This is a genomic window from Paraoerskovia sediminicola (assembly GCF_030296575.1).
GTDB classification, from domain to species: Bacteria; Actinomycetota; Actinomycetes; order Actinomycetales; family Cellulomonadaceae; genus Paraoerskovia; species Paraoerskovia sediminicola.
In genome coordinates this window covers 899,413-921,655 of record NZ_AP027729.1, presented here as the reverse complement: position 1 = coordinate 921,655, position 22,243 = coordinate 899,413, and the positions used below count along the sequence as shown (strand labels likewise).

18 protein-coding genes and 3 pseudogenes are annotated in these 22,243 nt (G+C 72.2%); 14 read left to right on the top strand and 7 right to left on the bottom strand.

The features are described 5' to 3' along the window. Positions 1-248: 248 nt before the first annotated feature. Together QUE47_RS04380 and QUE47_RS04375 are read left to right on the top strand one after the other, a co-directional pair. Entirely contained in the window at positions 249-920 is a 672-nt protein-coding gene (locus tag QUE47_RS04380) for a TetR/AcrR family transcriptional regulator (protein WP_286218721.1), read from the top strand. A 15-nt stretch (positions 921-935) separates the two neighbouring features. Continuing rightward, a complete protein-coding gene (locus QUE47_RS04375; protein WP_286218720.1) occupies positions 936-1,799 on the top strand; it encodes an HAD hydrolase family protein in 864 nt (287 codons plus the stop codon). 170 nt (positions 1,800-1,969) lie between these two features. On the opposite strand, the pseudogene QUE47_RS04370 reads toward QUE47_RS04375, so the two are convergent. Further along, a pseudogene (locus QUE47_RS04370) lies at positions 1,970-4,257 on the bottom strand (glycoside hydrolase family 3 C-terminal domain-containing protein); the annotation flags it as partial. 268 nt (positions 4,258-4,525) lie between these two features. Between QUE47_RS04370 and QUE47_RS04365 the strand changes: the two are divergent. From QUE47_RS04365 to QUE47_RS16580, 4 genes and pseudogenes are all read left to right on the top strand, one after another. Next, positions 4,526-5,296, top strand: coding sequence for an NTP transferase domain-containing protein (locus QUE47_RS04365; RefSeq protein ID WP_286218719.1), 771 nt, complete (start codon positions 4,526-4,528; stop codon positions 5,294-5,296). Next, the gene (locus QUE47_RS04360) at positions 5,293-6,756 is read left to right on the top strand and encodes a phosphohexomutase domain-containing protein (protein ID WP_286218718.1); all 1,464 of its coding nucleotides are present in this window, start codon (positions 5,293-5,295) and stop codon (positions 6,754-6,756) included. Before QUE47_RS04365 ends, QUE47_RS04360 begins: the two co-directional genes overlap by 4 nt. Before the next feature lie 123 nt (positions 6,757-6,879). Beyond that, positions 6,880-9,035 (top strand): annotated as a pseudogene (locus tag QUE47_RS04355) (GH36-type glycosyl hydrolase domain-containing protein); the annotation flags it as partial. 27 nt (positions 9,036-9,062) lie between these two features. Beyond that, on the top strand, positions 9,063-9,332 hold the full coding sequence (locus QUE47_RS16580) for a glycosyl hydrolase family 65 domain-containing protein (protein WP_350227728.1): 270 nt from the start codon (positions 9,063-9,065) through the stop codon (positions 9,330-9,332). 19 nt (positions 9,333-9,351) lie between these two features. Here QUE47_RS16580 and solA read toward each other — a convergent pair whose 3' ends face one another. From solA to QUE47_RS04335, 3 genes are read right to left on the bottom strand one after another with little or no spacing between them, the layout of a single operon-like run. Further along, positions 9,352-10,542 (bottom strand): N-methyl-L-tryptophan oxidase, encoded by a 1,191-nt coding sequence (gene solA / locus QUE47_RS04345; protein ID WP_286218715.1) that lies wholly within the window; start codon positions 10,540-10,542, stop codon positions 9,352-9,354. A 49-nt stretch (positions 10,543-10,591) separates the two neighbouring features. Next, positions 10,592-11,299, bottom strand: coding sequence for a DUF4190 domain-containing protein (locus QUE47_RS04340; protein WP_286218714.1), 708 nt, complete (start codon positions 11,297-11,299; stop codon positions 10,592-10,594). Positions 11,300-11,315: 16 nt separating this feature from the next. Further along, complete coding sequence (locus QUE47_RS04335) at positions 11,316-12,107, bottom strand: exodeoxyribonuclease III (RefSeq protein ID WP_286218713.1); 792 nt, start codon at positions 12,105-12,107, stop codon at positions 11,316-11,318. Between the two features lie 57 nt (positions 12,108-12,164). On the opposite strand from QUE47_RS04335, the pseudogene QUE47_RS04330 reads away from it, so the two are divergent. Next, a pseudogene (locus QUE47_RS04330) lies at positions 12,165-12,964 on the top strand (SDR family NAD(P)-dependent oxidoreductase). Positions 12,965-12,975: 11 nt separating this feature from the next. Beyond that, complete coding sequence (gene pyrE / locus QUE47_RS04325; protein WP_286219388.1) at positions 12,976-13,572, top strand: orotate phosphoribosyltransferase; 597 nt, start codon at positions 12,976-12,978, stop codon at positions 13,570-13,572. A 16-nt stretch (positions 13,573-13,588) separates the two neighbouring features. Here pyrE and QUE47_RS04320 read toward each other — a convergent pair whose 3' ends face one another. Further along, a complete protein-coding gene (locus QUE47_RS04320) occupies positions 13,589-14,371 on the bottom strand; it encodes an HAD-IIA family hydrolase (protein ID WP_286218712.1) in 783 nt (260 codons plus the stop codon). 97 nt (positions 14,372-14,468) lie between these two features. Between QUE47_RS04320 and QUE47_RS04315 the strand changes: the two genes are divergently transcribed. Together QUE47_RS04315 and fbaA are read left to right on the top strand one after the other, a co-directional pair. Beyond that, the gene (locus tag QUE47_RS04315) at positions 14,469-15,251 is read left to right on the top strand and encodes a TrmH family RNA methyltransferase (protein WP_434019727.1); all 783 of its coding nucleotides are present in this window, start codon (positions 14,469-14,471) and stop codon (positions 15,249-15,251) included. Positions 15,252-15,403: 152 nt separating this feature from the next. Next, the gene (fbaA, locus tag QUE47_RS04310) at positions 15,404-16,423 is read left to right on the top strand and encodes a class II fructose-bisphosphate aldolase (protein WP_286218710.1); all 1,020 of its coding nucleotides are present in this window, start codon (positions 15,404-15,406) and stop codon (positions 16,421-16,423) included. A 153-nt stretch (positions 16,424-16,576) separates the two neighbouring features. Here fbaA and QUE47_RS04305 read toward each other — a convergent pair whose 3' ends face one another. Further along, on the bottom strand, positions 16,577-17,026 hold the full coding sequence (locus QUE47_RS04305; protein WP_434019726.1) for an STAS domain-containing protein: 450 nt from the start codon (positions 17,024-17,026) through the stop codon (positions 16,577-16,579). Positions 17,027-17,154: 128 nt separating this feature from the next. Here QUE47_RS04305 and QUE47_RS04300 point away from each other — a divergent pair, with 128 nt between their 5' ends. Continuing rightward, positions 17,155-19,389 (top strand): SpoIIE family protein phosphatase, encoded by a 2,235-nt coding sequence (locus QUE47_RS04300; RefSeq protein ID WP_286218709.1) that lies wholly within the window; start codon positions 17,155-17,157, stop codon positions 19,387-19,389. An 84-nt stretch (positions 19,390-19,473) separates the two neighbouring features. On the opposite strand, the gene QUE47_RS04295 is transcribed toward QUE47_RS04300, so the two are convergent. Further along, positions 19,474-19,812 (bottom strand): STAS domain-containing protein, encoded by a 339-nt coding sequence (locus QUE47_RS04295; protein WP_286218708.1) that lies wholly within the window; start codon positions 19,810-19,812, stop codon positions 19,474-19,476. Positions 19,813-19,929: 117 nt separating this feature from the next. Here QUE47_RS04295 and QUE47_RS04290 point away from each other — a divergent pair, with 117 nt between their 5' ends. The 3 genes from QUE47_RS04290 to QUE47_RS04280 all read left to right on the top strand — a co-directional run bounded on the left by QUE47_RS04290 (position 19,930) and on the right by QUE47_RS04280 (position 22,201). Continuing rightward, positions 19,930-20,379 carry a DUF3151 domain-containing protein gene (locus QUE47_RS04290; RefSeq protein WP_286218707.1) on the top strand — a complete coding sequence of 150 codons (450 nt, stop codon included), beginning with the start codon at positions 19,930-19,932 and terminating at the stop codon, positions 20,377-20,379. Between the two features lie 173 nt (positions 20,380-20,552). Continuing rightward, positions 20,553-21,845 carry an adenylosuccinate synthase gene (locus QUE47_RS04285; protein WP_286218706.1) on the top strand — a complete coding sequence of 431 codons (1,293 nt, stop codon included), beginning with the start codon at positions 20,553-20,555 and terminating at the stop codon, positions 21,843-21,845. Beyond that, the gene (locus QUE47_RS04280; RefSeq protein WP_286218705.1) at positions 21,842-22,201 is read left to right on the top strand and encodes a hypothetical protein; all 360 of its coding nucleotides are present in this window, start codon (positions 21,842-21,844) and stop codon (positions 22,199-22,201) included. The genes QUE47_RS04285 and QUE47_RS04280 overlap by 4 nt, the downstream gene beginning before the upstream one ends. Positions 22,202-22,243: the final 42 nt, after the last annotated feature.

Sequence of the window (22,243 nt, the reverse complement as noted above, 5' to 3'; positions counted from 1 at the left end):
CTGTGCCGGCGACCCGCCGTCGGGTCGCGATCTGTGCGGTCGTCTCTGCGTCGAGACTCTGCGTAGAGGCCCGGTATCGAAGCCCTGTGTCGAGCAAACCCGACCGCTTGGTAAGTAATACGCTACCACCTGGTCGGTATCATGGGAAGGGTTCGGCCGCGGCCGCGCGGTACCGTCGCACTTCGACCAACGAGCCTTCGACCAACGAGCCGCGGGAGACCCCCGCGAACCTCCGACAGGAGCACCCCATGCCCACCGAGAAGTCCCCGGAAGGCCCGCGCGGCTACGCCAAGGGGAGGCGCAAGCGCGAGCAGATCATCGAGTCGGCGACGGCGATGTTCGGCGAGGTCGGCTACAACTCCGCGTCCCTGCGCGAGATCTCGGCGCGTGTCGGCATCTCGCACCCCGGGCTGCTGCACCACTTCCCGACCAAGGCCGACCTGCTGGCCGCCGTCCTGCAGCACCGGGACGAGGCCGACAACGAGCTGCTCCAGGCCGACCTCGAGGGCGGCTACGACTTCTTCCAGGCCCTGGTCCGCCTCGTGGAGCGCAACCAGCAGCGGCCCGGGATCGTCGAGCTCTACAGCTCGCTCTCGGCCGAGGCCACGTCCCCTGGGCACCCGGCGCACGAGTACTTCCAGAACCGGTACGACATGACGATCACCGCGATGCGCACGGAGATCGAGTCGCGGATCACCGCCGGGGAGATGCCCGCCGCCACCGACCCGGACTCCACCGCGCGTGCGGTGGTGGCCCTCATGGACGGACTGCAGATCCAGTGGCTCCTCGGGCGTGACGCGCAGGGGCCGCGGGTGGACATGGCGCAGGTGCTCCTCGACCACCTGCGCCTCGTCGCGCGGATCGACATGACGGTGGCCGTCCCGGCTCCTGCTTCGGACGCCGCTCCGGCCCGGGCCTGAGCCGGTGAGCACCCGGTGAGCACGCACGTCGTCGACGGCGCGCGTCGCGCCGTGTTCCTCGACGTCGACGGCACCTACGCCGATCAGGGCGCCGTCCCCGAGGCGCACGTCGGTGTGGTGCGCGCCGCCCGCGCGCAGGGGCACGCGGTCCTCCTCTGCACGGGCCGGCCCAAGGCCATGCTCCCGCCGGCGCTCCTGGCCGCCGGGTTCGACGGGATCGTCGCCGGCGCGGGAGCCTACGTCGAGGTGGCCGGCGAGGTCGTCGCGGACCGGCGGATCCCCGCGGAGCTCGCGCGCCGGGCGGTCGCGGCGCTCGACGCGCACGACATCCCGTACATCCTCGAGGCGCCGGCGGACCTGTGGTGCCGGCCTGCCGCGCGCGCACGCCTCGCCCCGATCTTCACCGAGTTCCTCGGCGGCGGCCCGCCCCCGGCGACCACCGACGCGGAGCGGGGCGGCGCCGCGGACCTGCTGGCCGCCCTGCAGCCGACGACCGACCCGGCCGCCCGGTCGTTCGGCAAGATCGCCTATTTCGCCTCGCCGGTCGAGAGCGCCGAGCTCGTCGAGCAGATCGGCCCCGGCATCGACGTGGTGCCCTCGTCTATCCCGGGGATGACCGGGTGGGCGGGCGAGCTCTTCCAGGTCGGCGTGCACAAGGCGGTCGGCCTCGAGGCCGCCGCGGCCCACCTGGGCGTCCCGCGCGAGCACGTGGTCGCCGTGGGCGACGGCCTGAACGACCTCGAGATGCTGGAGCACGCCGGGATCGGTGTCGCGATCGAAGGGTCGGACCCTCGCGTGCTCGCCGCGGCGGACCGGGTCGGTCCCGGACCGCGTCAGGCCGGGCTCGTCACGATCTTCCGGGAGCTCGGGCTCTGCTGACGTGCGGCACCCGGTGTCGCTCGGTGCGGCACGTGGCGCACGTGACACGACTGGTGCGGGTGACGTAGGTGGTGCCCACCGGTGCCGGACGGCGAAGGGCCCCTCTCCCGACGGGTGTCGGTCGAGGGCCCGCGGCCGGCGTCCGTCGGGACGGAGGTGTCAGCCCTGGGGGCGTTCGCCGCCGCGATCAGCTGCTCGAGCTGCGCGTGGTCCAGGGCCATGCCCTCGAATCCGGCGATCACGCGCATGGGCATGTCGAGCACCATCTTGAGCATGTCGTCCGGGATCGCCGCGCCGTCGCCCGCGGCCGCCATCGCGCCGCGCAGGATCTCGCCACCGACCGGGTGCGCGAGCACCTCGCCGAACGTCGACCACTCGGTCACCGGGGTGACGACCGGCTCGCCCGTCACGTCGACCGTGACCGAGCCGCGCAGGTCGCGCGACGACGCGCCGACCGACACGACGAACTCGCCGCCCTCGATCACCCAGCGGCGCAGCACCGGGTGCCAGTAGGACAGGTCGCGGGCGTCGAGCGTGAGCTCGACCTGCGTCGTCTCGCCGGGCTCGAGCCACACCTTGGCGAAGGCCTTGAGCTCCCGCTCGGGGCGCTGGACCTGCGACGCCGGGTCGCCGACGTAGACCTGCACGACCTCGGCCCCGGCGACGGAGCCCGTGTTGGTGACCGGGACCGTGACGGTGACCTGCGCGGTCCTGCCCTCGCCGGCGACCGTGGCGACGACGTCGCCGTACCCGAAGGTCGTGTACGACAGGCCGTGACCGAACGCGTACGCGACGTCGATCTTCTTCGCGTCGTACCAGCGGTAGCCGACCATGATGCCCTCGCCGTAGCGGACGTGGCCGAGCTCGCCGGGGAAGTTCCCGAACGACGCGTTGTCCTCGAGGCGGTGGGGGATCGTCTCGGCGAGCCGGCCCGACGGCACCGAGGCGCCGAGGAGCAGGTCGGCCACGGCGCTGCCGCCTGCCTGGCCGCCGAGCCAGCCCTCGAGGACGGCGGGGACGGCGTCCTGCCAGCCGGAGACCGCGACGGCGGAGCCGTTGGCGAGGACCACGACCACGCGCGGGTTGACCGAGGTGACGGCCTCGACGAGCGCGAGCTGGTTCGCCGGCAGGTCCATGTGGGCGCGGTCGTAGCCCTCGGACTCGAAGGACGCGGGCAGACCCAGGAACAGGGCGACGGTGCCGGCGGCGCGGGCGACCTCGACGGCCTCCGCGAGCAGCTCCGGGTCCGAGGTCGCGGCCTCGGTCGGGTCGGCGTCCACCGTGAATCCGGCGGCGAACGGCACCTCGACCCCGGTCGCGGCGCGCAGCGCGGTCAGGGCGTCGTCGAGGCGGGTCGGGTTGACCTGCGACGAGCCTGCGCCCTGGTAGCGGGGTGTGGTCGCGAACGTGCCGACGACGGCGAGGTCCTCACCGCCGGTGAGCGGCAGCAGCGGGGCGTCGCCGACCGCGTCGTTCTTGAGCAGGACGGCCGATGCGGCTGCGGCCTCCTTCGCCAGCGCGTGGTGGGCGTCGACGTCGTAGGTGACGTCGGCCTGCACGGCGGGCAGGGACCGGTCGAGCAGCTGCAGCACGCGGCGCACGGCCTGGTCGAGGACGGCCTCGTCGAGCTCGCCGGCGCGGACCGCGGCCACGATCTCGGCGTCGGTGCGTCCGCCGTTCGCGGGCATCTCGAGGTCGAGCCCCGCGGCGAGCGCGGGGACGCGGTCGCTCACGGCGCCCCAGTCGGAGACGACGAGGCCGTCGTAGCCCCACTCGTCGCGCAGGACCTCGGTGAGCAGCCAGTGATTCTCGGAGGCGTAGGTGCCGTTGATGCGGTTGTACGAGCACATCACGGTCCACGGTGACGCCTTCGTGACTGCGCGCTCGAAGCCGGCGAGGTAGATCTCGCGCAGGGTGCGCTCGTCGACGTCGGCCGAGACGCGCATGCGGTCGGCCTCCTGGTTGTTGACGGCGAAGTGCTTCAGCGAGGTGCCGACGCCCTGGGACTGGACGCCCTCGATGAGCGCGGCGCCGAGGTCGCCCGCGATGACCGGGTCCTCGGACAGGTACTCGAAGTTGCGCCCGCACAGGGGGAGCGCTTGATGTTGATGCCCGGGCCGAGCAGGACGGCGACGTCGTTCGCGGCCGTCTCGCGACCGAGCGCCTCGCCGACGCGGCGCAGCAGCGTCGGGTCCCAGGTCGAGCCGAGGCCGACGGCGGGCGGGAAGCAGGTGGCGGGGACGCTGTCGCCGATGCCGAGGTGGTCGGCGTCGGCGCGCTGCTTGCGCAGCCCGTGGGGGCCGTCGGTGACCATGACGCCCGGGACCAGGACGGCGTCCTGGCCCTCGTCCTGCCCCTGGTCACCGGGGCGGCGGACGGTCTTGGTGTTCCAGAAGTCGTGGCCGGAGGTCAGCCCGGCCTTCTCCTCGAGGGTGAGGGCGGCGAGGGTGCGTTCGATGTCGAACGGCTGGCCGCCGGCACGGGTGGTGGTCTCGGTCGTCTGGGTCACGTCTGGGTCACTCCCTGTTCTGGTACGCGTCGGTGCGTCCACCTCAGCGTATCGCAAAACCCTACCGACCGGTAGGGATAAGTCCTACCGAGAACGAGAGAGTGCGAAGCTGAAGAGTCGAGGGGTTTGCAAGGAGCCCGTTCTAATGTCAGAGTGGGTCCTGGCGACAGGTTGCCGACGGCACACGCGGTGACGGCACACACAGTGAGGTCTTCCCATGGCAGAGCGGCTCGACGCACCCACCACCCCCGGCGAGACCGGGACGACCGTGCGCGCGGCGGTGATCCTCGCCGCAGGCCACGACGACGTCTCGCGCGGGCTGCTCACCCACAGCCTCGGTGACGCGACCGTCGTCGAGCTCGCGGTCGCGAACGTGCGGTCCGTCGTCCCGGCCGAGCGCATCGTGGTGGTCGTCGCCCCGGGCGACCGCGAGATCCGCCGCGTCCTCGGTGACGACGTCACCTACGTCACCCAGCTCACGCCCCGCGGGACGGGCGACGCCGTGCTCGCGGCACGCACCGCCGTCGGGCACGTGCTCGGGGCCGACGCCGACGACGCCACCGTCCTCGTCGCCTACGCCGACACACCCCTGCTGCGCACCGAGTCCCTCCTCGGCCTGCTGACCCGCCACACGCTCACCGACGCCGACCTGACCCTGCTCTCCGCCGTCGTCGACGACCCCGAGCCCGGCTACGGGCGCATCGAGCGCTCCGACCACGAGATCACCGCGATCCTCGAGTCCGAGGACCGCACCGCCGCCGAGGGGACGCTCACCGAGATCAATGTCGGCGCGTACGTCGCCGCCCCTGCCCTGCTCTTCCGCGAGCTCGAGGCCATCGCCGAGGCGGGGAGTACCGCCTCACCGAGCTGGCCCGCCGCGTCATCGCGGACGGGCGCCGCATCACGTCGTACCGGATCTACGACACCGACGAGGTCCGTGGCATCAACACCGACGCCGAGCTCGCCGAGGCTGCGGACATCGTCATGAAGCGGCTGTTCGTGCCGAAGAAGAACACGGACACGAAGATCGTCTTCGGCACGGGCGGCTGGCGCGCCGTGATCGGCGAGGGCTACACGCTCGCGAACGTGCGCCGGCTCAGCCAGGCCATCGCGAACTCGGTCGTCCGGCAGGGTCTCGAGCCGCACGGCGTCGTCATCGGCGGCGACCGCCGGTTCCTCTCCCGCGAGTCCGCCGAGGCCGCCGCCGAGGTCTTCGCCGGGAACAACATCCCGGTCACCCTCCTGCCGGACGACGTCCCGACCCCGCTCGTGACGTTCGCCGCCCCGTACCTCGACGCGGCCCTCGGCATCATCGTCACCTCCAGCCACAACCCGCCCGAGTGGAACGGCATCAAGGTGTTCCGCCGCGACGGGTCGCTCCCGCTCGACGAGGAGACCGACGCCTACCAGGACGAGGCCAACGCGATGAGCGTCGACGACGTCATCACCCTCGACATGGCGATCGCGCGCCGCGCGGGCATGGTCGTCGACAAGGTGCTCACCGACCCGTACGTCGACGCGATCGAGAAGATCATCGACATCGAGGCGGTCCGAGGCTCCGAGCTCGTCGTGGCCGTCGACCCGATGTACGGGACCAGCCAGCTCACGCTCGGCACGATCCTCAACGACATGCGCGTGCGCGCCGACTTCATCCACGAGACGCACAACCCGCTGTTCGGCGGAATCGCGCCGGCTCCCGACCTGCAGCGGCTGAGCGCCCTGATCTCGATGATCAAGGAGAGCAACGGCCGCTACGGCCTCGGGATGGCGACCGACGGCGACTCCGACCGCATCGGCATCGTCGACGAGACCGGCGAGTACATCACCAGCAACGACCTGCTGCTCCTGCTGTTCTGGTACCTGCACGAGGTCCGGGGCGAGAAGGGCGGCGTCGTCCGCAACCTGTCCACCACGCACCTGCTCGACCGGCTCGCCGCGCACCTGGGGGAGAAGTCCTACGAGTGCAAGGTCGGCTTCAAGCACGTCACCGCCGGCATGGAGAAGATCGACGCGGTGCTCGGCGGCGAGTCGTCCGGCGGGCTCACGGTGCGCGGCTGGATCCTCGGCAAGGACGGCATCTTCGCGTGCGCCCTGGTCGCCGAGATGCTGGCCCGCACCGGCAAGAAGATCTCCGAGCTGCGCGAGATGATCTACGAGATCACCGGCCGCCTGTACACCGCGGAGGCCGGGGTCCCGGCGACGCCGGAGATGCGCGTCGCCGTCCCGCGCCGGCTGCACGCCGAGCCGCTCACCGCGATCGGTCCGTACCCGGTGGTCGACGTCTCGCACCTGGACGGCACCAAGATCTACCTCGAGAACGACAACTGGGCGCTCCTGCGCTTCTCCGGCACCGAGCCCGTGCTGCGCATGGCCGTCGAGGCCGACTCGCCCGAGAAGGCCGAGGAGCTCCTCGACTGGCTCAAGGGCTTCGTCACCGCCGGCGTCTGAGCCGACCCTCCACCGTCGTCCGACACCCGCCGGCAACCACGCACGGGCCTGCACCGGCCCCGCACCCGCGACGAGCCGGCCACCCGCCAGGCACGAGCTGCAACGAACAAGGACCCTGAGAACATGCGCTACGGACACTTCGACACCGCCGCCGACGAGTACGTCGTCGAGCGCCCCGACGTCCCGGTCTCCTGGACCAACTACCTCGGCACCAAGAACCTCTGCACGGTGCTGTCGCACAACGCGGGCGGGTACTCGTACTACAAGTCCTCGCAGTACGGCCGCATCAGCCGGTTCCGTCAGAACGGCGTGCCGCTCGACCGCCCGGGCCACTACGTGTACCTGCGGGACGACGCGGACGGGGACTACTGGTCCGTCTCGTGGCAGCCGGTCGGCAAGCCGTTGGCGGCGGACGGCGACGCCGACCCCGCGGACGGCACCGCGCGGTACACGACCCGCCACGGGCTCGGGTACTCGACCTTCGAGTCGCGCTACAAGGGCATCGACGCGCAGCAGACGATCTTCATCCCGCTGGACGACGACGTCGAGGTCTGGGACGTCCGGCTCACGAACACCACGGACGAGGTCCGCGAGCTCACGGTCGCCGGGTACGTGGAGTTCAGCTTCCACACCATCACGATCGACAACCAGAACCTGCAGATGTCGCTCTACGCGTCCGGCTCCTCGTACGAAGACGGGATCATCGAGTACGACTTCTACTACGAGCCGTGGACGTTCCACTGGTTCGGGTCGAGCGAGACGCCGTCGTCGTACGACTCGCTGCGCGACAACTTCATCGGGGCGTACCGCGACGAGTCGAACCCCATCGCGGTCGAGCGTGGCGAGGGGACCGACCGGTCCGCGACGACGCAGAACCACTGCGGGGCCCTGCAGCACAAGATCACGCTGCAGCCCGGCGAGACCAAGCGGCTCGTCTACATGCTCGGCTACGGGTCGCGCGACGCCGCGGGCCGCGAGATGCAGGCGAAGTACGCGGACGTCGCGACCGTCGACGCCGAGCGCGCCCGCCTGCGTGCCTACTGGACCGCGAAGCAGGACACGCTGCGCATCCGCACGCCCCACGAGGGCATGAACACGATGATCAACACGTGGACCCTGCTCCAGGCGGAGACGTGCGTCGTCTGGTCGCGGTTCGCGTCCTTCGTCGAGGTCGGCGGGCGTGCCGGGCTCGGGTACCGGGACACGGCGCAGGACGTCATGAGCGTGATCCACACGAACCCGACGAAGACGCGCCAGCGCATCGTCGAGCTGCTGCGCGCGCAGACGCAGGCGGGCTACGGGCTGCACCTGTTCGACCCGAAGAGCTTCGACCCTGACGCCGAGAAGCTCCCCGACGTCCCGTCGCCCACCATCGTCCCGACGCCGTCGCTCGACGACCTGATCCACGGCCTCGAGGACACCTGCTCGGACGACCACCTGTGGCTCGTGCCGTCCGTCGTCGAGTACGTCAAGGAGACCGGCCGCCTCGACTTCCTCGACGAGGTCATCCCGTTCGCCGAGGGCGAGCCCGCCACGGTCTACGAGCACCTGACCCGCGCGCTCGACTTCTCGACCCAGCAGGTCGGCGAGAACGGCGTCGCGCTCGGCCTGCGCGCCGACTGGAACGACTGCCTGAACCTGGGGGCGGCCAGACGGCGCTCGTGACGTTCCTGCACGCCTGGGCGATCCGGGCGTTCCTGGAGGTCGCCGAGCACCGTTCCGCCGCCGGCGACCCGCGGGCCGAGGCCGACGTCGTGAAGTACCGCGCCGAGCTCGCCCGCATCACCGAGGTCGCGGACGCCGAGCTGTGGGACGGCGACTGGTGGGTGCGCGGCTACACGCGCGACGGGGTCAAGGTCGGCTCCGCCGAGAACACCCAGGGCAAGATCTTCCTCGAGCACCAGGCCTGGCCCGTCATCGCCGGCATCACGTCGCAGGAGCGCGGCGAGCGGTCGATGGACTCGGTGCGCGAGCTGCTCGGCTCCGAGTACGGCAACCACCTGAACTGGCCGGCGTTCACCGAGGTCGACGACACCGTCGGGTTCGTGACCCGCGTGTACCCGGGCATCAAGGAGAACGCCGCGATCTTCAGCCACCCCAACGCGTGGCCGATCATCGCCGAGGCCATGCTCGGCCGCGGCGACGAGGCCGTGGAGTTCTACGACGCGATCCTGCCGTACAACCAGAACGACAACATCGAGGTCCGCGGCGCCGAGCCGTACGCCTACGTGCAGTTCCTCTACGGCCGTGACCACGAGTGGTTCGGCAAGGCGCAGAACCCGTGGCTCACCGGCACCGCCGGGTGGATGTACACGGCGGCGACCAAGTACGTCCTCGGGGTGCGGCTGGCGCTCGACGGCCTCGTCGTCGACCCGTCGATCCCGAAGGCCTGGGACGGCTTCGAGGTGCGCCGCGAATGGCGCGGAGCCGTCTACGAGATCGAGGTCCGCAACCCGGACCACGTCTCGAAGGGAGTCGTGTCGGTGACGGTCGACGGGGTCGACCACCCCGCCGACCGGCCCGTGCCGGTCCAGCCCGAGGGCGCGGAGGTGAAGGTCGTCGTCACCCTCGGGTGACGCGCCGCCGTCCGACCCCTCACGCCCCTGCTGGGCGCCGGAGCGCCTCGCGGGTCGGGTCGAACAGCCCGATCGGCAGGTCGGTGCGCCCGTCGACGACCAGATCGGCCAGCGCCTCACCGATCACCGGGACGAACTTGAACCCGTGCCCGGAGAACCCGCACGCGATCGACACCTGCGGGTGCTCCGGGTGCGGGCCGACGACGAAGTGCTCGTCCGGCGTCGTCGAGTACATGCAGGCCGCTGCCCGCAGCAGCGGCCCCGTGAGGTCCGGGAACAGCTGGACCGCGCGGACGCGCATGGCGGCGACCTCGTCCTCCGTCACCACCCGGTCGAGGTCGTCGGCGCTCGTCGGCCGCCCGTGACGGAAGAACGCGAGCTTGAACCCGCCGTCCGGCCCGTCGGTCAGCGGGAACCCGTAGACCTGCCCGTTGCCGTGGGTCTCCTCGATGTAGACCGGGTGCTGCTCGTGCGACCACGCGGCGCTCGGCACGCGCGCGGTGTCGGGGGCGAACCAGTAGAAGACCTGACGCTCGACGACGATCGGGAGCCCGAGGTCGGCGAGGATGTCGGGCACCCAGGCGCCCGGGGTGACGACCAGCCGGTCGGCGCCGTAGGTCGCCGCGTCGGTCGTCACCTCGACCCCGCCGCCGGGCGTCGCGCGCCACGACCGCACGCGTTCGCCCGTGCGCAGCGTCGCGCCGTGCCGGACGGCGACCTCCGCGTTCGCGATCGTCGTCTCCTCGGGCCGCACGAAGCCGGCGGCCGCCTCGTAGAGACCGAGGGCGTCGTCCGGCGGGTCCATGGTCGGGAACCGCGAGCGGATCTCGGCGGCGTCCAGCACCTCGTGCTCGAGCCCGTGGGCTCGCGCGGCGGCGAGGCTCCCGGCGAAGGTGCTCGATGCCCGGTCCCCGATGTTGATCCCGCCGCACAGGGTCAGCAGGTCTCGTCCCGACGACTCCTCGAGCCGGCGCCAGCCCTCGTAGGCGCGGCGCAGCAGGGGCACGTACTCCTCGCCCTCGAAGTACGCCTGCCGCACGATCCGGCTGCCGCCGTGCGCGGAGCCCCGGTCGTGCCCCGGGGCGAACGACTCGATCCCGAGCCCCCGCAGCCCCCGGGCGGCGAGCTCGTTCAGCGCTGCGCCGCCCATGGACCCCACACCCACGACGATCGCGTCGAACGAGGCGTCGGACGCCGTCACCCGGCTCATGCGGGTACCCGCTCGGTCATGGACTGATCCTGTACCGCGTCGTCGTTCGTCAGATGTTGAACTCGCCCGAGGAGTCGATGCCGGTAGTGAACCCCTCCATGAACGCCTCCGGGCCGCCGCCGAGGAGGAAGAGAAGGAACCACAGGGTGAACACGGCTCCCACGATGATGCCGGTGAGCGCCATGCCGAAGCCGAGCAGCGGCCGGCCCTCGGCGCGGCTGCGGTTGATCCGCACCATCGAGACGATGCCGAGCACCAGCCCGACGACGCCCGAGAGACCGCACGTCAGCAGTCCCGCGATCGAGCAGACCATCGCGGCGATGGCCATGCCGCTGCGCGCGGGCGGCGGGCCCCACTGCGGCTGCTGGCCGGGGTGGCCCGGATAGCCCGCGTATCCCGGGGTCTCCTGCGGGGCCTGTCCGTACGGACCCTGACCGTAGGGCGCCCCGCCGTTCGGCGGCGTCCCGTACGGCTGCGGAGCGCCGTACCCCTGCGGAGCCCCATACCCCTGCGCCTGCCCGTAGGGCTGCGGCTGCCCGTACCCCGGAGCGCCGGGCTGCTGCCCGGTGCCGGGCCCCGAACCGTAGCCGGGCGCGCCACCGTACGGGCTCGCGGCCTGGTCGGGTGCGTACTGCCCGTACCTCGGCTGCGGGCGGTCGTCGCCGCCTGCGCCGGACCCGCTCGGCGGGGCGTACGGGTTGGTGTCGTCGTCGTGCGGGTTCTGCTCGTTCCCCGAGGGCGGAGGCGGGTAGCTCATGGCAGAACGGTAGCCCTCAGTCGACCAGGTCGAGAATCACGGGCACATGGTCGGACGCGCCCTTGCCCTTGCGCTCCTCGCGGTCGATGACGACGCCCTCGACGCGCGAGCGCAGGGCGGGCGTGGTCCACGCGAAGTCGATGCGCAGCCCCTTGTTCTTCGGGAACGCGAGCTGCTGGTAGTCCCAGTACGTGTAGCGGTTCTCGTCGGGCACGTGCTCGCGCGTCACCTCGGTGTACCCGGCGGCGCCGAAGGCCGCGAACGCGTCGCGCTCGGCGGGCGAGACGTGCGTCTTGCCGACGAACAGCGCCGGGTCCCACACGTCCGAGTCGAGCGGCGCCACGTTCCAGTCGCCCATGAGCGCGACCTGCGCCTCGGGGTCCGCCCCGAGCCAGCCGGACGCCGCCTCCTCCAGGCGGGCGAGCCACTCGAGCTTGTACGCGTAGTGCGGGTGGTCGAGCTCGCGCCCGTTGGGCACGTACAGGCTCCACACGCGCACGCCCCCGCACGTCGCGCCGATCGCGCGCGGCTCCACGACGGCGGGGTCGCCGAACGCGGGCTGGCCGGGGAAGTGGCGCTCGACGTCCTCGAACCCGACGCGGGAGGCGATCGCCACCCCGTTCCACTGGTTGAGCCCCAGGTGCTCGACCTCGTACCCGGCGGCCTCGAACGGCAGCATCGGGAACTGCTCGTCCTTGCACTTGGTCTCCTGGATCGCCAGGACGTCGGTGTCCGTGCGCTCGAGCCACGACACCACCCGGTCGACACGGCTGCGGACGGAGTTCACGTTCCAGGTAGCGATGCGCACGGCCGCCACCCTAGCCGTGGGCGCCGACGTCCCACCCCCGGCCGTACGCTGACCCGCATGGGTACCGCACTGATCACCGGCGCGAGCGCCGGACTCGGGCTCGAGTTCGCCTGGCAGCTCGCGACCGCGCGCCACGACCTCGTCCTCGTCGCCCGCGACGAGGAGCGCCTCGAACGCGTCGCGAACCAGCTCCGCGCCGCCGCCGGGGTCCACGTCGAGGTCCTGCGCGCCGACCTCTCGGTGCCGGACGACGTGGCGCGGGTCGCCGCGCGGCTCGCCTCCTCCGGTGGCCCCGACCAGGGGCGGACCGGCCCGTCGGCCTGCTCGTCAACAACGCCGGCTACGGGGTCCACCAGCGCCTCGTCACCGGTGACGTCGCCGCCGAGGAGGCGGCGCTCGACGTCATGGTCCGCGCGGTGCTCGTGCTGTCGAAGGCCGCCGCCCAGCAGATGGTGTCTCGCGGGCGGGGCGCGATCCTCAACGTGGCGTCGGTCGCCGCGCTGACCGCGAGCGGCACCTACTCGGCGCACAAGGCGTGGGTGCGCACGTTCACCGAGGGCCTCGCCGTCGAGCTCCACGGCACCGGGGTGACGGCGACCGCGCTGTGCCCGGGGTTCGTGCGCACCGAGTTCCACGCGCGGGCCGGGCTGCGCGACGACACGTTCCCCGAGGTGGCGTGGCTGAAGCCGGGCCCGGTGGTCGCGACGGCGCTCGCCGACGTGCGCCGCGGCGCGGTGATCTCCACGCCGTCGCTGCGCTACACGCTGGCGTCCGGTCTGCTCAGGGTCCTCCCGCGGTCCGCCGTGCGAGCGTTCGAGCGCAGCCCGCGCCGGTCGATGCGCTCGACCGGCCGCTGACCCTCGATATCCTGTCGCCCGTGACCACCACGGCAGAGTCCTCAGAGTTCGGCCCCACGCCCCGCGAACAGCTCCGCGACCTCGTCCGCGAGATCGCGGTCGTGCACGGGAAGGTGACGCTCTCCTCCGGCAAGGAGGCCGACTACTACGTCGACCTGCGCCGCACGACGCTGCACCACCGCGCCGCGCCGCTGATCGGCCACGTCCTCCTGGACGCCCTGGAGGAGTGGGGCTTCGGCACCGCCGACGTCGACGCGGTCGGCGGCCTGACCCTCGGCGCCGACCCGATCGCGACGGCGCTGCTGCACGCTGCGGCGTCCCGCGGTCAGGACCTCGACGCGTTCGTCGTCCGCAAGGCCGCCAAGGCGCACGGGATGCAGCGCCAGATCGAGGGCCCGGACATCACCGGTCGGCGCGTCGTGGTCCTCGAGGACACGACGACGACGGGCGGCTCGCCGATCACCGCGATCGAGGCCGCTCGCGCCCAGGGCGCCGAGGTCGTCGCGTGCGCGACGATCGTCGACCGCGCGACGGGTGCGGGCGAGAAGATCGAGGCGCTCGGCGTCCCGTACCGCTACCTGTTCGACCTGGCGGACCTCGGCCTCTGACGGTCCGGCCGGGCCGTCAGACCAGCCCGGCCAGGTCCGCGACGGAGTCGATCACGCTGCTCGGCCGGAACGGGAACTTGTCGACGTCCTCGAGCCGCGTCGAGCCGCTGAGCACGAGGTAGGTGTAGAGGCCCGCCTCGATCCCGGCGACGACGTCGGTGTCCATGCGGTCGCCGACCATCGCCGTCGCCTCGGAGTGCGCGTCGATCCGGTTGAGGGCGGACCGGAACATCATCGGGTTCGGCTTGCCCACGAAGTAGGGCTCCCGGCCGGTCGCGGCGGTGATCATCGCCGCCACGGCGCCGGTCGCGGGGAGCGGCCCCTCCGGCGACGGGCCCGTGGTGTCCGGGTTGGTGCAGATGAACCGGGAGCCGCCCTTGATGAGCCGGACCGCCTTGGTGATCGCCTCGAACGAGTAGGTCCGCGTCTCCCCGAGCACGACGTAGTCGGGGTCGGAGTCGGTGAGCGTGTACCCGGCCTCGTAGAGCGCGGTCGTGAGCCCGGCCTCGCCGACGGCGTAGGCGCTCCCGTTCGGGACCTGGTCGGTGAGGAACACGGCGGTGGCGAGGGCCGACGTCCAGATCGACTCCTCGGGCACCTCGATGCCCGACTGCGCGAGCCGTGCCGACAGGTCGCGCGCCGTGTAGATCGAGTTGTTCGTCAGCACGAGGAACGGCCGGTCGGCGTCCCGCAGCGCGCGCACGAACTCGGCGGCGCCGGGGATCGCCCGCCCCTCGTGCACCAGCACGCCGTCCATGTCGGTGAGCCAGCTCGTGATCTCCCGGTGCGGTTCGCTCATGGAACCGAGCGTAGTCCCCGTCCGTGGGCCGTCCGCTGCCCCCGGGACAGTCCAGGAACCGTCCGGACCGGGGGTCGGAGGCGGGAGAATCGTCGACATGCCCGCCGTGCCGTCCACCGTGCCCTCATCCGAACCGCCCGTCGATCCGCCAGCTGAGACACCACCTGCGGCACCCCCGCCGGTGCCGGACGACGTCCCCGTCCGTCGCGAGCAGGTGGGGGTCGGTCCGTGGCCGGGCGGACCCGCGGCCTGGCCGCGCGTCGACGCGACGGGCGCGCCGTCGTCCGACCCCGACGACCCGCTGGACCCGCGCTACGACCCGACGCTGCTCGCCGAGGGCGACCGGCGCAACGTCGTCGACGGCTACCGGTACTGGACGGTCGAGGCCGTCGTGGCGGACCTCGACACCCGCCGGCACCCCTTCCACGTCGCGATCGAGAACTGGCACCACGACCTCAACATCGGGTCGGTCGTCCGCACGGCGAACGCGTTCGCGGCGGCCGCGGTGCACGTCGTCGGCCGCCGGCGCTGGAACCGGCGGGGCGCGATGGTCACCGACCGCTACCAGCACGTGCGCCACCACGACGACGTGTCCGCGCTGCTCGCGTGGGCCGGTGGAGCGGGCGGCGGCGTGGGGCTGCCCGTGATCGGCGTCGACAACGTGCCCGGGTCGGTCCCGATCGAGACGTACGACCTGCCCCGCGAGTGCGTCCTGCTGCTGGGCCAGGAGAGCTCGGGGCTGACGCCCGAGGCGCTCGCCGCGTGCACCGCCGTCCTGCACATCAGCCAGTTCGGGTCGACCCGGTCGATCAACGCCGGAGCGGCCGCGGGGATCGCGCTGCACGCCTGGGTGCGACAGCACGCGGACCCTCCGGCCTGAGGCCTCCACGCCCGGCGTGGTCCTCCGGCGTCCGAGGATCAGACAGCAAGGACCCGCGCGTCAGGTCGTGACAAGATGAGAGACGACATCCGGGTGTGCACGCCCAGCTTCGACGCGTCACCCGCATCCCCTCCCTCATTGGAGTTCTGCAGATGCCTATCGCAACCCCCGAGGTCTACGCCGAGATGATCGACCGCGCGAAGGCAGGCTCGTTCGCCTACCCCGCGGTCAACATCACGTCCTCGTCGTCCGTGACCGCCGCCCTCCAGGGCTTCGCCGAGGCCGAGTCCGACGGCATCATCCAGGTCTCCGTCGGTGGCGCCGAGTACGCGTCCGGCTCGACGATCAAGGACCGTGTCTCCGGCTCCCTCGCGCTCGCGGCGTACGCGACCGAGGTCGCGAAGAACTACGGCGTCAACATCGCGCTGCACACCGACCACTGCGCGAAGCAGAACCTCGACTCCTGGGTCCGCCCGCTGCTCGCCCTCGAGGCCGAGCAGGTCAAGAACGGCGGCCTGCCGACCTTCCAGTCGCACATGTGGGACGGCTCGTCCGTGCCGCTCGACGAGAACCTCGTCATCGCCGAGGAGCTCCTCGAGCTCTCCGTCGCCGCGCGCACCATCCTCGAGATCGAGGTCGGCGTCGTCGGTGGCGAGGAGGACGGCCACGAGGCCGAGATCAATGAGAAGCTCTACACCTCGGTCGAGGACGGCCTCGCGACCGTCGCCGCCCTGGGCTCGGGCGAGAAGGGCCGCTACCTGACGGCTCTCACGTTCGGCAACGTGCACGGCGTCTACAAGCCGGGTGCCGTCAAGCTGCGTCCGTCGCTCCTCAAGGAGATCCAGGACGGCGTCGGGGCCAAGATCGGCAAGGAGAACCCGTTCGACCTCGTCTTCCACGGCGGCTCGGGCTCGACGGCCGAGGAGATCTCGGAGGCCGTGGACAACGGCGTCATCAAGATGAACATCGACACGGACACCCAGTACGCGTACACGCGTCCCGTGGCCGCCCACATGTTCGCCAACTACGACGGCGTCCTGAAGGTCGACGGCGAGGTCGGCAACAAGAAGACCTACGACCCGCGCGCCTGGGGCAAGCTGGCCGAGGCGGGCATGGCGGCCCGCATCGTCGAGGCCGCGCAGCAGCTGCGCTCCGCCGGCCACAAGATGTGACGACCCTCTGCACCCGCCGGTGACGGACGGCCCCTCGGGGCGCCCGTCACCGGCGCCGCAGGACGAAGGCCCCGACCCTCGCGCTCGATGCGAGGGGCGGGGCCTTCGTACGTCCGGCCGTGCTGTGGGGCGGCGGATTGCCGGCCCGGACGTTCAGCTGCGGTTCGGGCGCAGCGTCGAGACGCTGCCGGAGACCTCGAAGCCGGGGTCGTCGTCCGCGATGTCGAGGAGCTCGCCGATCCGGGTGACCTCGAGCAGGAAACGCACGGTGGGGGGCGCGCGCAGGATCCGCACGCGGTGCGGGCTGCGCGACGCCAGGCGGGCGAGGAACGCGACGCCCGAGGAGTCCATGAAGGTCACGTGGTGCGCGTCGATCTCGACGGGGAGGCTCGTGGCCTCGGCGTGCGCCGACGCCTCCTGCAGGTCGCCGGCGAGGTCCGCGTCGATCTCCCCGGAGAGGACGATCCGCGCGCGGGCGGACCCGACGATGACGTGGACGGTCGCGGGCTCGCTGCGCTCGGTCTCGGCGGAGCCGCCGTCCGTTGTCCCGGCGCTCGCGCCGTCCGTCGGGCTGTTCAGGGAGGACTCAGGACCTTCGTGCACGATGCTCCTCTCACGACGACCGGGCCGCCCGGCGTTCACCGGGGACCAATCTACGGTTGAATAGCCGTTCGGAACAGCAAGGGTCGCGGATCCGAACGAGGCACGGGGGTGAAATGTCCGGCACACCGATGAGCTCGACGCCCGGTGTCGACCCCTTCGTCGCGGAGATCTCGCCCGGTCTGGCGGCTCGGGCCGCAACCGGGTCGAGCCTGCCGATGTTCCTCGTCCGCGGCCTCGACGAGGGCGAACCGGTGCTCGGCTGGGCCAACGCCGCGTTCGCCGAGCTCGTCGACGTCCCGCTGGCCGGTCTCGTCGGCCGCGGGACCTCGGTGCTCTCGGGCTCTCTGCTCCGGCCGGTCGACATGGTCACGATGACCGACATCATGCGTGCGGGACGCCCCGCCGCGGTCACCGTGTCGGCCCCCGGCGAGGCCGAGGGCGACGTGTGGTTCCGGCTCCACCTCGACCCGATGCGCGACGAGACGGGAGCGCTCCGGTCCTGGGCCGGGGTGGTCGTCGACGTCACGGCCCTCATGGTCGCCCAGGCCCAGCAGGCCGAGACCCTCGCGATCGAGCGCCGCGAACGGACCAACCTGGACACGGTGTGGCAGGTCTCGGAGCTCCTCGCCGACCTCGACCGGCCCGACGTGCTCGGCCGCATCGCGGAGCGGCTCGGCGGCTCGGTGGTCTCGTGGGCCGGGTTCTACATGAACGACGGCGGGCTGAGGTTCGCGGAGGACGTCGACGTGGAGGCGCCGCCGAGCGGCCGCGGCCGCCGGCACGTGCGCCGCTCCGGGTCGCGCTCGGGCGGTCCGGTCGAGGTCGACGCCCTGGGCGACTCGTTGCTGCCCGGGGTCGCCACCGGCGTGGGCGAACCCGGTCCTGACGTCCCGGACGCCGTGCAGGACCTCCTCGACGGCGTGATGTCGTCGCCGGTCGTGCTCACCGACGCCGCGCACGCGCGCGGCTCCGCCTCCGGCTGGCTCGCCGACGACCTCGCCCACCGGCTGCCCGCCGGGCTGCACGGGCGCGTCGTCGAGGTGCACCCCGTGCCGGGGCGACGCCGCGTGCTCGGGGTGATGGTCGTCGTCCGACGCCGCTCGCCCGACGTCGACGTCGCGGACGTCGCCTCCGTGCTCCAGGTGAGCGCCCGGCGCGCCGGACTCGCGATCGACAACGCGCGTCTGTACGCGCGCGAGCACCGGCTCGCCGAGACCCTCCAGCGCGCGATGCTCCCCGAGCTCGCGGACGTCCAGGGGCTCGACGTCTGGACGTACTACGCACCGAACTCGGAGCACGCGCAGGTCGGCGGGGACTGGTACGACGTGCTGCAGGTGACCACGGAGGTCGTCGCGCTCGTGATCGGCGACGTCGTCGGGCACGACGTCGAGGCCGCGGCCGCGATGGGCCAGCTCCGCTCGGTGGTGAGGTCCTACGCGTTCGAGCGCCAGGAGCCCGCGCCCGTCCTGGAGCGGGTCGACGCTCTGGTCGCAGGCATGCGGATCTCCCGCTCGGCGAGCCTCGTCTACGGCACGCTGAGCCGGGTCGCGCCCCCGGAGGCGGCCGGGCTTCGGCCCGAGGGGGCGGACGACGCGGTCCCCACCTGGTCGTTCGAGTACAGCCGCGCCGGGCACCTCCCGCCGATCCTCGTGCGCAACGGCATGGTGACGCTGCTCAGCGACGCCGGCGGGCCGCTCATCGGGTTCGGGTCGCGGCCGCGCTCGACGGGCCAGGCCGACGTGTACCCCGGCGACGTCCTGCTGCTCTACACGGACGGACTCATCGAGCGCCGGGACCGCGCCCTCCGGGTCGGCCTCGACGCCCTGGTCGAGACGATCGGCCTGGTCGAGGCGCGGGACGCCGCCGGGATCGGCGAGGAGCTGCTGACGCGCCTGGCTGAGGCGCCCGAGGACGACGTCGCGGTCGTCGTCGTCCGGGTGCCGGACCCGGACACCGACGCCGAGGCCCCCGTGGCGAGCCCCCGGTCGAGGCGGTGGCTGCTCCCCAGCGAGGTCGCGTCGATCGCGCGCGCCCGGCACGCTGTGCGGCGTACATGCCGGGCGTGGGACATCGACAGCGTGACGAGCGCCGAGCTCGTGGTCTCCGAGATCGTGGCCAACGGCGTCCTGCACGGCTGGGGCCACATCGCGCTGCGGCTCTTCGACACCGGGGACGGCCTGCGGATCGAGGTCGAGGACTCGAACCCCGCGCCGCCGATCACGACCGAGGGGCACGCGAACCGTGCCGGCGGGTTCGGGATGCAGATCGTCGAGCGGCTCGCCGACTGGGGCTGGCGGCCGTCCCCGAGCGGGAAGATCGTCTGGGCGAGGATCCGACCCGGGGTGCGGCTCGGGGACCGCTGACGGTTCCCGGCGCCCGGCGATCGCTCCGGTCTCCCGGCGCGAGGCGTCCGGACCGGAGCGCTGCGCCGCTAGTTGTGTTGTCAGCTAGCCCGCGCGCGGAGGCGTGGGCGTGCAGTGGTGGTCGCTGTCGATGCGGAACAGCTCGAGCGCGCCGCAGACCTCCAGGACGAACAGGTCGCGGTCGTCGCACCCGCGCAGCACGGTGGCGCCGCCCCGGCGTCGCCCGGAGTCCGCGAGCGAGATGAGGAAGGCCGCGCCGGTCGAGTCCATGAACGTCACGCGGCACATGTCGATGACGAGGAGCTGGCGGCGCAGGCCCACGACGCGAGCCGCGATCTCCGGGAACTGGTCTCGCTCGGCGAGGTCGAGATCGCCGCTGATGGCGAGCGTGGTCGTCGCGGGCGACGTAGCGATCTCGATCATGCCCCGACTCTAGACAGGCGGGGAGGTTCACGCAGCCATCGGTCCTCACTCGGGCCCGTCGCGCCTGTCGGGCCCGTCCGCCCTCTCGGGCCCGTCGGTCCCTGCGAGGATGGGCCCATGACCGACACACCCTCACGCCCTGCCCCCGCCCGCGACCTGCTCTCCGGGCCCGCCCCGACCCTGCTCGGCGACGACCACCCGGACCTCGAGGCGCGGTCCGTCCTCGAGGCGGGCACCTCGGTGGACGACGCGGCGCGTCGGTTCCCCGCGTCGTCCTACGTCTGGGCGGTGCTCGCCGAGCAGGCGCTCGACGCGGACGACCCGGTGGCTGCCTACGCCTACGCCCGGACCGGCTACCACCGCGGCCTCGACGCGCTGCGTCGCGCGGGCTGGCGCGGCCAGGGGCCGATCCCTGCGGAGCACCGGGCCAACCAGGGCTTCCTGCGCGCGATGCTCGCACTGGCGGACGCCGCGGAGGAGATCCAGGAGGAGGACGAGGCCGCCCGCTGCCGCCAGTTCCTGGCCGACTCGGGCACCTCGGAGGACGAGGTCCGCACGCTCCGCTGAGCGCGTCGTCCCGGCATCCGGGCGCCCGGGTCGCCCTGTTCGGGCGCTCACGTGGCTCCCGGGTCGATGACTTGTAAACTCGCTGGGTCCGGGCGCGCAATCGCGACCCGTCGCGCTCCGGTGCGGCCCCTGAAGGTGGAGCCCCGCCGACGACCGTAGGAAGTAGGGATCGCATGCCAGCCGTCGTGCTCATCGGGGGCCAGTGGGGTGACGAGGGCAAGGGGAAGGCGACCGACCTCCTCGGGTCCCGTGTCGACTACGTGGTGAAGTTCAACGGCGGCAACAACGCCGGGCACACGGTCGTGATCGGCGACGAGAAGTACGCGCTCCACCTGCTGCCCTCGGGCATCCTCTCGCCGGGCGTGACGCCGGTCATCGGCAACGGCGTCGTCGTCGACATCGAGGTGCTCTTCGAGGAGCTCGACGCCCTCATCGAGCGGGACGTCGACGTGTCGAAGCTCCTCGTGTCCGAGGGCGCGCACGTGATCGCGGACTACCACCGCACGGTCGACAAGGTCACCGAGCGGTTCCTCGGCAAGCGGCGCATCGGCACCACCGGACGCGGGATCGGCCCGGCATATGCCGACAAGATCAACCGCGTCGGTCTGCGCATGACCGACCTCTTCGACGAGAAGATCCTCGCCGAGAAGATCGAGGGTTCGCTGGACCAGAAGAACCACCTGCTGGTCAAGGTCTACAACCGGCGGGCGATCGAGGTGCAGGAGACCCTCGACGAGCTCCTCACCTACGCCGAGCGGCTCAAGCCGATGGTGGCCGACACGGGCCTGGTGCTGAACAAGGCGCTCGACGAGGGCAAGACGGTGCTGTTCGAGGGCGGTCAGGCGACCATGCTCGACGTCGACCACGGCACGTACCCGTTCGTGACCTCGTCCAACGCGACCGCTGGCGGCGCCGTGACGGGCTCGGGCGTCGGGCCGACGCGCATCGACTCCGTGATCGGTGTCATCAAGGCCTACACGACCCGCGTGGGGGAGGGGCCGTTCCCCACGGAGCTGTTCGACGACGACGGCGAGTACCTGCGCAAGACCGGTGCCGAGTTCGGCGTCACGACCGGCCGGCCGCGCCGCTGCGGCTGGTACGACTCCGTGATCGCCCGCTACTCGACGCGCGTGAACGGGCTCACGGACATCGTCCTGACCAAGCTCGACGTGCTCACCGGCATGGAGAAGGTGCCGGTCTGCGTCGCGTACGAGGTCGACGGGGTCCGGTACGACGAGATGCCGATCGACCAGACGGCGTTCCACCACGCGAAGCCGGTCTACGAGGAGTTCGACGGCTGGTGGGAGGACATCTCGCAGTGCCGCACCTTCGAGGACCTGCCGGCCAATGCGCAGGCGTACGTCCGCAAGCTCGAGGAGCTCTCGGGCTGCCGCATCTCGACGATCGGCGTCGGGCCCCGACGCGACGAGATCATCCCGGTGCACGACCTGATCCACGCCCGGTGACCTCCGGTCGCCCGCGCGCCCGGCGGCGCGCTGGGCGCCCGGCGGCGTCGGTCGTGGCCTGCGTCGTCGGTGTCGTCGCGCTCACGTCCTGCGGGGTCGGCGCCCGCACGCTCTCCGGTGACGAGGTCGCGGAGTACGCCGAGACCTCGGTCGTGCAGCTCGGCGGCGAACGCCCCGAGATCGAGTGCGACGAGGGCATGATCGCTCTGCTCCGGCAGTCCACGACGTGCCGCCTCACCCCGGCGGACGGCGGCCCGACGGTCGATGCGACCGTCACCGTCTTCGCGATCGCGGGCAACGACGTCCGGATGACGGTCGAGTACCCGGGGCAGGAGCAGGGGACCGCGGGGACGTAGCGGACGCCCGCCCGGCACCCGGGGTGGCGTCGGTAGACTCCG